Raw genomic sequence first — 11,326 nt, 5'->3', positions numbered from 1 at the left:
AGGCTGGGTGCTTTTTTTCTTGAATAACCATGACAAATCTAGTACTATAGGGGGTAGTTAAGTCTTAAAAGGTGGGATTCCATGAAGAAAGCTGTTTTTTTCGATATTGATGGCACCCTGATTGATATAAGGAAGGGGCACACCAAGCTGACGCCAAAGGTGAAAGAGGCTATCAAGGAGCTTCGGCAGGCGGGGCATTATGCCTTCATTGCCAGCGGCAGGCCCCTGGCTTACCTGGATGAAGAGCTCATGCAGCCGGGGCTGTTCAACGGCTTTGTGCTCATGAACGGAGCTTTTGTGCTGGCGGACGGGCAGGTTTTGAATGACCAGCCTTTGCCGAAAGAGACGGTGCAGGAAATCGTCAGGCTCTGTGAGGAGCATCAGGTGCAGTATGTGCTGGAGGGCAGGGAGAAGATTTACTTGCGGCCGGAGTTTGACCAGGTGCGGCGCTTCTATGTGGGCATAGATGTTTCCCTGAAGAATTTCGTGGAGGAATTTGAGCTGGGGGACATTGAGGTCTACAAGATGGAATTTGTCTGTGACAATCCCGGCGGCAACGGTCTCTTTGAGAAGCTGCTGAACTGGCCGGGGCTTACGGGGCTCATGGACCCTGCCCACCTGAAGAACATGGAGCTTTATGCTACAGAAGTGACCAAGGGCACGGGCATTGAACACGCCCTGGAGAAGCTGGGGCTGCCCCAGGAGCAGAGCTACGCTTTCGGGGATGGCCTCAACGATCTGGAAATGATGGATACGGTGGGCACGGCTCTGGTCATGGGCAACGGCCAGCCGGAGCTGAAGGAAAAGGCAGATTTCATCATGCCCACGGTGGCAGAAGACGGTGTGGCCTATGGCATAAAGCATTACATCCTGGGAGGCGAAGACAATGCGTGAAAAAGTGGGAGTGCTTTTGGGAGTGCTCCTGATGCTGTCGGCGCTGCTGACGGGCTGTGCCCCGGGAGGAAATGGGGGCGGCACTTCTTCGGCAGAGAGCAGTGCAGCACAGGTGCAACAGGAAAAGGCGAAACTGACAGTGAAGATGCTGGATGTGGGCCAGGGGGATGCAATCCTCATTGAAACCGGGGAGCAGACAGTACTGGTGGACACCAGCGATGTTGACGAGCGGGAAAAGCTCAAGGCAGAGCTCAAAGAAGCCGGAGTGAAGCGGCTGGACAAGGTCATCCTCACCCATCCCCATGCCGACCACATCGGTGGCATGGATGTGATTCTCTCAGATTTTGAAGTGGGAGAGGTCTATGACAACGGCATGCCGTCCACTTCCAAAATCTACCTTCGTTATATGAAGGAACTGAAGGCCAAGGACATCAAGCGCCATGGCCTCAAGGCCGGTGAAGTGCTGGAGCTGGGGGGCGGCGTGATGTTCAAGGTGCTGGCTCCCTCGGAGGAGCTGGCAGCCAAGGGCACCCAGTCAGGCTACAAGCATGACCCGAACAATGAATCGGTCATGGGACAGCTTATCTACGGTGACTTCAAGATGATGTTCACCGGCGACGGCGAAGGCCCTGAGGAAAAGGATATACTGGCTGCTCTGGGGGGCGCAGATATTCACAGCCAGGTGCTGAAAGCTGGCCATCACGGCAGCAAGACCTCATCTTCCAAGGAGTGGCTGAGGGCCGTGAATCCGGAAGTGGGGCTTATCTCCTGCGGCGCGGGCAATGACTACGGCCACCCCCATAAAGAAACCCTGAAGAAGTATCAAGCCCTGAAGATGAAGGTCTATGAGACTGACAAGAACGGCACCATCACTTTGACCAGTGACGGCAAGACTTATGAGATAGCTGTGGAAAAGGGGGATGTCCAGTGATTTCGGCATATCTTGACCGCTTTGAGGGCAGTCTGGCAGTATTGCTCTTAGGTGAGGAGGAAAAAAAGGTAAACTTTCCCAAGTCTTTCCTGCCTGAGGAGGCTGAGGAAGGTGACTACCTGAAAATAGAAATCAGCCGGGATGAAGAAAAAACTGCAGAAGCTGAGGCAGAAGCTTTGCAGTTATTGCAGGAATAAGGCTGGCTTTGCAGAAATTTCCCAGAAAGGGAGACTAAAATATACGGAAGTTTGTTCGTTGGTTGTTTACTAGGGAGGAGTCCTTTTGATGTGCAAGTTTTTCTGCCGTGCAGTTTCGGCGGCAGCGCTTCTGGTGATGTGCCTTTCCATGCTGGTCATGGGGCAGGGCAGCGTAGAGGCAGCGGAGAAGTCACCCGTACATGAGCTGAATTATTTCAAGAGCTATGAGACTGAGATCCAGGGAGCCAAGGCTTTCCGGATTGAGATTGGCATGGACAAGGATAACCTTGATTACCAGGTCATTCCCAAGACCTTTCTTCATAAGCAGCTGGTGCTGGATATGAAGAGCACCAAGCCCGGGAAGCTGAAGAAGAATATCAAGCTCAATAATTCCCTGGTCAAGCGCCTGACCATCAGCGAATTGGAAAGGCGCCATACCCAGGTGGTCATAGAACTGGGCAAGAATGTCACTGAGGATATGTACAGTGTCCATGTGGAAAAGGCCGACCATAAGGCAGGGAAACCATATCGGCTGGTAGTGGACATCTTTGCAGAGCCCCAGGGCGGCACCGATGAGAATTTCAAGGGCGTCAAGGGACGCACTATCGTCATTGACCCCGGTCATGGCGGCAGCGATTCTGGAGCTGTGGGTCCCACGGGTCTGGCGGAAAAGACCGCGACCCTGGCTGTATCAAAGAAGGTCAAGACCCTGCTGGAGGCTTCCGGGGCGCGGGTGGTCATGACCCGTGACCGCGATGTTGATGTCTATGGCCGCAATGCCACCGACAGGCAGGAGCTGCAGGCCCGGGTCAACGTGGGTGAGTTCACTCCCGGGGCCAACATCTTTGTCTCCATCCATTGCAATGCATTTTCCAATCCTGAGGCCAAGGGAATGGAAACATATTATTTCCCCGGTTCTGCCAGGGGAGAGCAGCTGGCAACTTCCATTTACAATGAGCTTCTGAAGGATGGCGGCCTGGCTGGCCGTGGTGTCAGGACGGCCAACTTCTACGTCATCAAGCATTCTTCCATGCCCGCCACCTTGCTGGAGCTGGCTTTCATCACTAATCCCAGGGAAGAAGCCCTGCTGGGAGATGACAAGTATCAGACCACTCTGGCCAAGGCCATTGCGCGCGGCATCAGCCGTTATTTCGGCGAGTAAGAGCAGGGAGGGGAAATAGATGAAGATTTTTGCAAGCAAGAGATGGCTGGCTGCCTGCCTGATGGTGCTGACGCTTTTGGTGACAGCAGGCTGTCAGGAGGGCCAGGGCACCAGCAGTTCCTCCGGTTCTTCCGGCTCCATCACCACGGTACAGGAAAAGCAGGCACCCAAGGCAGAGAAGCAGGAGAAGAAGGAGGAAAAGCCCCAGGAGATAAGCACCAAGGTCTACTATCCCAATGCCGATGGCACCAAGCTCATCGCTGTGAAGCGCAAGTTCACGGTGAGTGCTGACAAGGACAAGTATGCCGAGGCCGTGAAGTCTCTCATGCAGGGCACCAAGGAAAAGAACCAGAGCGTCATCATCCCCAAGCAGGCCAAGCTCCGCGGCGTGAAGCTGGAGGGGGGCGTGGCCAGGGTGGACTTCTCCCAGGATCTGGTGAAGCACTTCGTGGGCGGCTCCACTGGCGAGGAGATGCTGGTGGGCTCCATTGTGAATACCCTGACGGAGTTCCCGGAAGTGAAGCAGGTGCAGATTCTCATTGAGGGCAGTCCCGTGGAGACCATTGCCGGCCACATGGACCTCAGCACTCCTCTGGAGCGCATGAAGGATTTGCTCTGATTCACACATTGATTTTTTGACTTTATAGTCTTTAAGCGCACAGAATTGCTTGTAATTCTGTGCGCTTTGTGTTATGATTTCTAAAGTATGGCTATGTATAAGCCAATTGAAATGGATAAAACAGGAGGTCATTTTAGACAATGAAAGTTACGGCAGCAAACGGAGAGAACCAGCAGGTCACTCTTACTATTGAAGTTGAAGCAGCAGAGGTAGCAAAGGCAGAGGAGCGCGCTTGCAAGCGCCTCGCGGGCCGTGTGAATATCCCTGGTTTCCGCAAGGGCAAGGCTCCCAAGAGGATTGTGGAGAACCACCTGGGCAAGGAGTATGTGCTCCAGGAAGCATTTGACAGCTTCCTCGGCCCCCAGTCCCTGGATGAGGCTTTCAAGGAGCAGGATATCGTTCCTGTGACCCGTCCCGAGGTTGAGATCGTGACTCTGGAAGAGGGCAAGGACCTGGTCTTCAAGGCTACTGTCACCCCGCGTCCGGCAGTGACTCTCGGCGAGTACAAGGGCCTCCACATCGAGAAGGTTGTGGACGAGGTCAAGGACGAGGACGTTGAGAAGCAGCTGAAGAACATGCAGGAGCGCCAGGGCAACATGGTGGATGCTCCCGAGGGCAGCGATGTGCAGGACGGCGATTTCATCACCCTTGATTTCGACGGCTCCGTTGACGGCGTGGCTTTCGAGGGCGGCAAGGGCCAGGATTATCCTCTCCAGATTGGTTCCGGCAGCTTCATCCCCGGCTTCGAGGATCAGCTCATCGGCGCCAAGGTCGAGGAGGAGCGCGATGTGAACGTGACCTTCCCCGAGGAGTACCATGCCAAGGATCTGGCTGGCAAGGCTGCTGTCTTCAAGTGCAAGGTGCACAGCATCAAGCGCAAGGAGCTGCCTGCTCTGGACGATGAGCTTGCCAAGAAGGTCAGCAAGTTCGAGACTCTTGAGGAGCTCCGCGCTGATATCCGCAAGAACCTGGAGGAGAACGCTGAGCGCAAGGCTGAGAACGATCAGCGCACCGCTGCCATCGAGAAGGCCAGCGAGAACATCACTGTGGACATTCCCGCTGTGATGATCGACAACCGCGTGACTGCCATGATCCAGGAGATGTCCATGCGCCTCGAGCAGCAGGGCATGAAGATGGAGCAGTATCTCCAGTTCGCAAATACAGATATTGCCAAGATCAGGGAGGATTATCGGGAGACCGCGGAGAAGAATGTACGTACGGATCTCATGCTTGAAGAGGTAGCAAAGGCTGAGGACATCAAGGTTGAGGGCAAGGATCTTGACCAGGAAGTTGCCATGATGGCCATGCAGTATGGTGCTACTCCGAAGCAGATCCAGAAGATCATCAAGGAGCAGGGACGTCTGGGCGATCTGGCTGCTACTGTGCTCCGCAAGAAGACTGCACAGTTCATCATCGACAGCATTGCCTAATCCCTCGGTTTCTTCTTTCGTTTCCCTAATGGGGGTAGACAAATGAACTATGTACCTATGGTAGTGGAGCGTTCCAGTCGTGGGGAGCGGGCTTATGATATTTATTCCCGCCTTCTGAAAGACCGCATCATCTTCTTGGGCGGCCCCATTGACGACAACGTTGCCAATTCAGTAGTAGCCCAGCTGCTTTTCCTGGAGTCGGAGGATCCTGACAAGGATATCCATCTCTACATCAACAGCCCGGGCGGCGTGGTGACCGCAGGTCTTGCCATCTACGACACCATGCAGTATATCAAGCCTGATGTGTCCACTATCTGCATCGGGCAGGCAGCCAGCATGGGTTCCCTGCTGCTGGCAGCCGGTGCCAAGGGCAAGCGCTATGCCCTGCCTCTGGCCCGCATCATGATCCATCAGCCTTTGGGCGGTGCTCAGGGCCAGTCCACGGACATTCAGATCCAGGCCAAGGAAATCCTGCGCCTGCGTGAAGTGGGCAATGATATTCTGGCCAATCATACCGGTCAGGACAGGGACAAGATCAATCAGGACACTGAGCGTGATAACTTCATGAGCGCCGAAGAAGCCAAGGCTTACGGCCTCATTGATGAGGTCATCACACGTCCCAAGAAGACGACTGCCAAGAAAACCGCCAAAGAATAGGAGGTGATGTCATGCTGAAGTTTGGGGATGACAAGGGTCAGCTGAAGTGTTCTTTCTGTGGCAAGACTCAGGAGCAGGTCAGGAAACTCGTGGCTGGGCCCGGGGTTTATATCTGTGATGAATGCATCGAGCTTTGCAACGAAATCATCGAGGAAGAATTCAGCGAAGATGTAGAAGTGGAGCTCAAGGACGTCCCGAAACCGAAGGACATCCGTGCTATTCTGGATCAGTATGTCATCGGCCAGGAAGAGGCGAAGAAATCCCTCTCCGTGGCTGTGTACAATCACTACAAGCGTGTCAATTCCGGTCAGGGCAAGAGCGATGATGTGGAACTGCAAAAGTCCAACATCCTCATGCTGGGGCCTACGGGCAGCGGCAAGACTTTGCTGGCACAGACTCTGGCCAGGATTCTCAAGGTTCCCTTTGCCATTGCTGATGCCACGGCTCTTACGGAGGCAGGCTATGTGGGCGAGGATGTGGAGAACATCCTCCTGAAGCTCATCCAGGCTGCTGACTACGACGTGGAAAAGGCAGAGCGGGGCATCATCTACATCGACGAAATCGATAAGATTGCCCGCAAGTCCGAGAATCCTTCCATCACTCGTGATGTATCAGGTGAGGGCGTGCAGCAGGCTCTGCTGAAGATCCTGGAGGGAACCACTGCTTCCGTGCCGCCCCAGGGCGGGCGCAAGCACCCTCATCAGGAGCTTATCCAGATTGACACCACCAACATCCTCTTCATCTGCGGCGGTGCCTTTGACGGTATCGAGAAGGTCATCGAGGCTCGTTTGGGCCAGAAGCAGATGGGCTTCGGGGCTTCCATCAAGTCCAAGAAGCAGAGGAACATCGGCGAGACCCTCAGCAAGGTCCTGCCGGAGGATCTCCTGAAGAATGGCCTCATTCCGGAGTTTATCGGCCGTCTGCCCATCGTGGTGACGCTGGATTCCCTGGATGAGGACGCGCTGGTGAGCATCCTCACCAAGCCAAAGAATGCTCTGGTGAAGCAGTACCAGCGCCTGCTGGAAATGGACGGGGTGAAGCTTTCTTTCGAGGAAGAAGCCCTGCGCCAGATAGCCAAGGAAGCCCTGAAGAGAAAGACCGGGGCCCGCGGCCTGCGCTCTATCTTAGAGGGCGTCATGCGCAACGTCATGTACGAGATTCCTTCCGTGGAAGGTGTCTCTGCCTGCAAGGTTACCAAGGAGGCCATCACGGCGCGCAAGGATCCGGTTCTCACCATTGCGAAAGCCGGTCAGAACAAAAAAGAAGAATCTGCCTGAGTTGCAGACTTATGGATAAGGCGCTGCCTGAGCAGCGCCTTATCTTAATATACATTGGATTTTAGGAGGAATGACAATGGCAGAGACCAGAACGCTGCCGGTGCTCCCGTTGCGGGGCATGACGGTCTTTCCGTATATGATCATACATCTGGATGTGGCCCGGGAGCGCTCCATGGCGGCCCTGGAGCAGGCCATGGTGGGGGACAGGAGAATACTCCTGGTCACCCAGCAGGACGCAGAGGTTGATGCCCCGGAGGGCAAGGACCTTTACGAGACCGGCACCATTGCCGAGGTGCGCCAGCTCATCAAGATGCCTGGCGGCACCATGCGTGTGCTGGTGGAGGGGCTGGTGCGCGGGGTCATCGAGGGCTTCCAGGCACTGGAGAACTATGATGAAGCAGCAGTGACTGCTTATGAGGACGAGCAGCCCAATTCCCTTGAGATGGAGGCTCTCTCCCGTGGCGTGAGCCATGAGTTCGAAGAATGGGTGAAGCTCTCCAAGAAGATTCCTGCCGAGACGCTGGTGTCCGTGGCCATCATTGACGATGCAGGCAGGCTGGCTGACCTCATTGCCAGCCATCTGAATCTCAAGGTGGAGACCAAGCAGGAACTCCTGTCCTGCATAGATATCAAGGCCCGTCTGGAAAAGCTCTACGCTGTATTGGCACATGAAATAGAGCTCATGAAGATGGAGCAGAAGATAGGCGTCCAGGTGCGCAAGCAGATGGAGAAAATCCAGAAGGACTACTACCTGCGCGAGCAGATCAAGGCCATTCACAAGGAGCTGGGGGACAAGGACGACCGTACCAGCGAGATAGAGGAGTACAAGAAGCGCCTGGATGAGGGGGAATACCCTGACAAGGTCAGGGAGACCGTGGAAAAGGAGCTCAAGCGTCTGGACGGCATGAGCAACATGAACTCCGAGACCAGCGTCATCAGGACCTATCTGGACTGGCTCCTTGACCTGCCCTGGTGCAAGGAATCCGAGATGCAGGTGGATATAAATGAAGCCAAGCGGGTCCTTGACCACGACCACTACGGCCTCACCAAGGTCAAGGACAGGATCCTTGACTATCTGGCTGTGCAGCAGCTGGCCGAGGACAAGCGGGCGCCCATCCTCTGTCTGGTTGGCCCCCCCGGCGTGGGCAAGACCTCGTTGGCAGCTTCTGTGGCCCGGGCTACGGGCCGCGAATTTGTCCGGGCCTCTTTGGGGGGCATCCGTGACGAAGCGGAAATCCGGGGTCATCGCCGCACTTATGTGGGGGCTATGCCCGGCCGCATCATTGAGAGCCTCAGGCATGCGGGCACGAAAAATCCCCTCTTCCTGCTGGATGAGGTGGATAAACTGGGCAATGACTACCGGGGAGACCCGGCGGCAGCTCTCCTGGAGGTGCTGGACCCTGCCCAGAACAACACCTTCAGTGACCACTATATCGAGCTGCCCTTTGACCTGTCCAAGGTCATGTGGATCATCACGGCCAACAATCTCAGCAATATCCCCAGGGCTCTGCGTGACCGCATGGAGGTCATCACCCTCTCCAGCTACACTGAGCTGGAGAAGCTGGAAATTGCCAAGCGCTATCTGGTGGCACGTCAGCGCACCCAGAACGGCCTCAAGAGCAAGGATATTTCCCTCAGTACCACGGTGCTCCAGAAAATTATCCAGGAGTACACCCGTGAGGCCGGTGTCCGTGAGCTTGAGCGGGTCATAGGCCAGGTTTGCCGCAAGGCCGCCCGCAAGATTGTGGAGGGAGAGGAAGCTCCCATCAAGGTCACCAAGACTAACCTCAAGGACTTCCTGGGACGGGCCAAGTTCCTGGAGACCAAGGCTGAGAAGAAGCCCCAGGTGGGCCTGGCTACGGGCATGGCCTGGACGGAAGTGGGGGGAGACATCCTGCCCACGGAGGTCACCATACTCAAGGGCAAGGGCAAGCTGATCCTCACGGGGCAGTTGGGGGATGTGATGCAGGAATCTGCCCAGGCAGGCCTCAGCTACATCCGCAGCCGTGCCCAGAAGTTCAAGCTGGAGGAGGACTTCTACGAGAAGGATGATATCCACATCCACCTGCCGGAAGGCGCCATCCCCAAGGACGGGCCTTCGGCGGGCATCACCATGGCCACGGCTATGATTTCCGCTTTGACAGGCCGGAAGGTCCGGAGCGATGTGGCTATGACCGGCGAGATCACCCTGCGGGGCAATGTGCTGCCCATCGGCGGCCTCAAGGAAAAAGTCCTGGCAGCTTACCGCGAGGGCATGAAGACCATTATCCTGCCCAAGGAAAACGAGCGGGATATCGAAGATATTCCCGAGACGGTAAGGGAGAAGCTGGAATTCGTCCCTGTGGAGCACATGGACGAGGTGCTGGCTACGGCACTGTGCGGGAAATAAATCAGGATTGGCGAAATAAAGCCTCCCTCTCAGAGGGAGGCTTTTTGAAAGGAGCGATATCATGGCAGAGAAGGAGAGCGTGGTTATCACCCAGGGCAGGTACATTGCTTCGGCGGTGAAGCGGGAACAGTATCCGGAGGGCAATTTGCCGGAGGTGGTCTTCATCGGCCGCTCCAACGTAGGCAAGTCTTCTCTCATCAACTCCCTCACCAGAGTCAAGGGACTGGCGAGGGTTTCTTCCCAGCCTGGCAAGACCCAGACCATCAATTTCTATGAGCTGGGAGCCAAGGTTGAGGGGGCTGAGGAGAGGAAGTCCTTCTATCTGGTGGACCTGCCCGGCTACGGTTATGCCAAGACCGGGAAGGAAAAGAGGAAGCTTTGGTCGAAGTTCATCGAAGAATACCTGCTGACCTCTGAGAATCTGCAGTTCGTGTGCCAGCTCATCGACATCCGCCACGAGCCCATGGCCTCTGATGTGGACATGTTCAAGTGGCTGGTGGAAAACAACATCCCCGTGCTGATTGTGGCCACCAAGGCGGACAAGATTGGCAAGAATGTCAGACAGAAGCAGATTGCCCTCATCAAGCGCAGCCTGGGAGTGGCGGAACTTTCCGTGTTGCCCTATTCCTCTTTGAAAAATGAAGGGCGTTCAGATTTGCTTGACGTAATCGGTTCGATTTTGGTAGAATAAGAATAAAGAAAAATGAATCGGATTCATAGTTTCCGCAGGGGATTGTGTATCGGGGAGGGGAGAAGATAATGGAGCTGACGGCCTTTGACAAGGAGCTGTTGAATCTCTTGCAGGGACACCTGCCCGTTTGCAGCCGTCCCTTTGCCAGACTGGCAGAGGAGCTGGGCACGGAGGAAAGCGTGGTGCTCCAGCGGGTGCAGGAGCTGAAGCGGGAGGGGTATCTGCGCCGCATAGGCACATTCTTTGATTCCAATAAGCTGGGCTATCATGGGACTTTGGTGGCCCTCAGGGTAGCGCCGGAGCATATTCCGGAGGTGGCAGATGCCATCAACGGCTACCCCGGTGCCACCCACAACTATGAGCGGGAGGGCAGGTACAATCTCTGGTTTACCCTGCTCACGCCCAATGAGCAGCAGGAAAAGAGCATCATTGCCCAGGTCAGGACCCTGCCTGGCGTGGAGGATGTGCTGAACCTCAAGGCTCATAAGAAATACAAGATAAATGTGCAGTTCAAATTACAGTAAGGATAAGGCAGCAGAAAGCGGTGACATCAGGTGGAAGCAGCAGGGGTAAGCGAGCTTGACAAAAAGGTGATCCGGGCGCTGCAGGGGGAGTTCCCTCTGGTGGCGGAACCCTACAAGGTGCTGGCAGAAGGCATAGGCATTTCCGAGGACCTTTTCCTGGAGCGGGTAAAGGCTCTGGAGGAAGACAAGAAAATCCGCAAGATGGGGGCGGTGCTCCGCCATCGTGAAGTTGGTTTCAAGGCCAATGTGCTGGCAGCCTGGGTGGTGCCACAGGAGGAACTTGACACCATAGCTCAGGAAATGGCCCGTCACCCGGCGGTGACTCACTGCTATGACCGCACGACGGCTCCTGGCTGGCCCTATAATCTCTACACCATGATCCACGGTCACAGCCGGGAAGAGTGCGAGGCCATTGCCAGTGAGCTGGGAGAGGCTGCAGGTGTCACGGAGCGCATCATGCTCTACAGCAAGCACGAGTGGAAAAAGACCAGCATGAAATACTTTTGCGAGTGAGAAGAAGGACTCTCCGATATGGAGGGTCTTTTATTTTGCAAG

At 55.5% G+C, this 11,326-nt stretch carries 12 protein-coding genes; all 12 read left to right on the top strand.

Annotated elements, in window-relative coordinates; genetic code table 11:
* Window positions 1-81: 81 nt before the first annotated feature.
* Window positions 82-894 (top strand): Cof-type HAD-IIB family hydrolase, encoded by an 813-nt coding sequence (locus tag P159_RS0113910; protein ID WP_029544956.1) that lies wholly within the window; start codon window positions 82-84, stop codon window positions 892-894.
* Window positions 887-1,825, top strand: coding sequence for a ComEC/Rec2 family competence protein (locus tag P159_RS0113905; protein WP_029544954.1), 939 nt, complete (start codon window positions 887-889; stop codon window positions 1,823-1,825). Before P159_RS0113910 ends, P159_RS0113905 begins: the two co-directional genes overlap by 8 nt.
* A complete protein-coding gene (locus tag P159_RS0113900) occupies window positions 1,822-2,022 on the top strand; it encodes a DUF3006 domain-containing protein (protein WP_029544953.1) in 201 nt (66 codons plus the stop codon). The genes P159_RS0113905 and P159_RS0113900 overlap by 4 nt, the downstream gene beginning before the upstream one ends.
* Before the next feature lie 88 nt (window positions 2,023-2,110).
* Window positions 2,111-3,184: an N-acetylmuramoyl-L-alanine amidase gene (locus P159_RS0113895; protein ID WP_037377061.1), complete on the top strand. Its 1,074-nt coding sequence runs from the start codon at window positions 2,111-2,113 to the stop codon at window positions 3,182-3,184.
* A gap of 19 nt (window positions 3,185-3,203) precedes the next feature.
* Window positions 3,204-3,803 (top strand): GerMN domain-containing protein, encoded by a 600-nt coding sequence (locus P159_RS0113890; protein WP_051650379.1) that lies wholly within the window; start codon window positions 3,204-3,206, stop codon window positions 3,801-3,803.
* Between the two features lie 140 nt (window positions 3,804-3,943).
* Window positions 3,944-5,233 carry a trigger factor gene (gene tig / locus P159_RS0113885; protein WP_029544947.1) on the top strand — a complete coding sequence of 430 codons (1,290 nt, stop codon included), beginning with the start codon at window positions 3,944-3,946 and terminating at the stop codon, window positions 5,231-5,233.
* 42 nt (window positions 5,234-5,275) lie between these two features.
* Entirely contained in the window at window positions 5,276-5,890 is a 615-nt protein-coding gene (gene clpP, locus P159_RS0113880) for an ATP-dependent Clp endopeptidase proteolytic subunit ClpP (RefSeq protein WP_029544946.1), read from the top strand.
* 11 nt (window positions 5,891-5,901) lie between these two features.
* Complete coding sequence (gene clpX / locus P159_RS0113875; RefSeq protein WP_029544944.1) at window positions 5,902-7,167, top strand: ATP-dependent Clp protease ATP-binding subunit ClpX; 1,266 nt, start codon at window positions 5,902-5,904, stop codon at window positions 7,165-7,167.
* 76 nt (window positions 7,168-7,243) lie between these two features.
* The gene (lon, locus tag P159_RS0113870) at window positions 7,244-9,556 is read left to right on the top strand and encodes an endopeptidase La (protein WP_029544942.1); all 2,313 of its coding nucleotides are present in this window, start codon (window positions 7,244-7,246) and stop codon (window positions 9,554-9,556) included.
* Between the two features lie 61 nt (window positions 9,557-9,617).
* Window positions 9,618-10,247 (top strand): ribosome biogenesis GTP-binding protein YihA/YsxC, encoded by a 630-nt coding sequence (gene yihA / locus P159_RS0113865; RefSeq protein ID WP_029544941.1) that lies wholly within the window; start codon window positions 9,618-9,620, stop codon window positions 10,245-10,247.
* 68 nt (window positions 10,248-10,315) lie between these two features.
* A complete protein-coding gene (locus P159_RS0113860) occupies window positions 10,316-10,771 on the top strand; it encodes an AsnC family transcriptional regulator (RefSeq protein WP_029544939.1) in 456 nt (151 codons plus the stop codon).
* A 30-nt stretch (window positions 10,772-10,801) separates the two neighbouring features.
* Window positions 10,802-11,284, top strand: coding sequence for an Lrp/AsnC family transcriptional regulator (locus P159_RS0113855; RefSeq protein ID WP_029544937.1), 483 nt, complete (start codon window positions 10,802-10,804; stop codon window positions 11,282-11,284).
* Window positions 11,285-11,326 lie beyond the last annotated feature (42 nt).

It is taken from the genome of Selenomonas sp. AB3002 (assembly GCF_000702545.1).
In the GTDB taxonomy this organism is placed as follows: domain Bacteria; phylum Bacillota; class Negativicutes; order Selenomonadales; family Selenomonadaceae; genus Selenomonas_B; species Selenomonas_B ruminantium_A.
The sequence above is the reverse complement of the archived record's forward strand: the minus strand, read 5'-3'. Positions and strand labels throughout refer to the sequence as shown.

What these genes read in the sequence shown, in the direction of transcription:
- P159_RS0113910 (WP_029544956.1), top strand. Translation starts at nt 82, where the DNA reads ATGAAGAAAGCTGTTTTTTTCGATATTGATGGCACCCTGATTGATATA.
- P159_RS0113905 (WP_029544954.1), top strand. Translation starts at nt 887, where the DNA reads ATGCGTGAAAAAGTGGGAGTGCTTTTGGGAGTGCTCCTGATGCTGTCG.
- P159_RS0113895 (WP_037377061.1), top strand. Translation starts at nt 2,111, where the DNA reads ATGTGCAAGTTTTTCTGCCGTGCAGTTTCGGCGGCAGCGCTTCTGGTG.
- P159_RS0113890 (WP_051650379.1), top strand. Translation starts at nt 3,204, where the DNA reads ATGAAGATTTTTGCAAGCAAGAGATGGCTGGCTGCCTGCCTGATGGTG.
- tig (WP_029544947.1), top strand. Translation starts at nt 3,944, where the DNA reads ATGAAAGTTACGGCAGCAAACGGAGAGAACCAGCAGGTCACTCTTACT.
- clpP (WP_029544946.1), top strand. Translation starts at nt 5,276, where the DNA reads ATGAACTATGTACCTATGGTAGTGGAGCGTTCCAGTCGTGGGGAGCGG.
- clpX (WP_029544944.1), top strand. Translation starts at nt 5,902, where the DNA reads ATGCTGAAGTTTGGGGATGACAAGGGTCAGCTGAAGTGTTCTTTCTGT.
- lon (WP_029544942.1), top strand. Translation starts at nt 7,244, where the DNA reads ATGGCAGAGACCAGAACGCTGCCGGTGCTCCCGTTGCGGGGCATGACG.
- yihA (WP_029544941.1), top strand. Translation starts at nt 9,618, where the DNA reads ATGGCAGAGAAGGAGAGCGTGGTTATCACCCAGGGCAGGTACATTGCT.
- P159_RS0113860 (WP_029544939.1), top strand. Translation starts at nt 10,316, where the DNA reads ATGGAGCTGACGGCCTTTGACAAGGAGCTGTTGAATCTCTTGCAGGGA.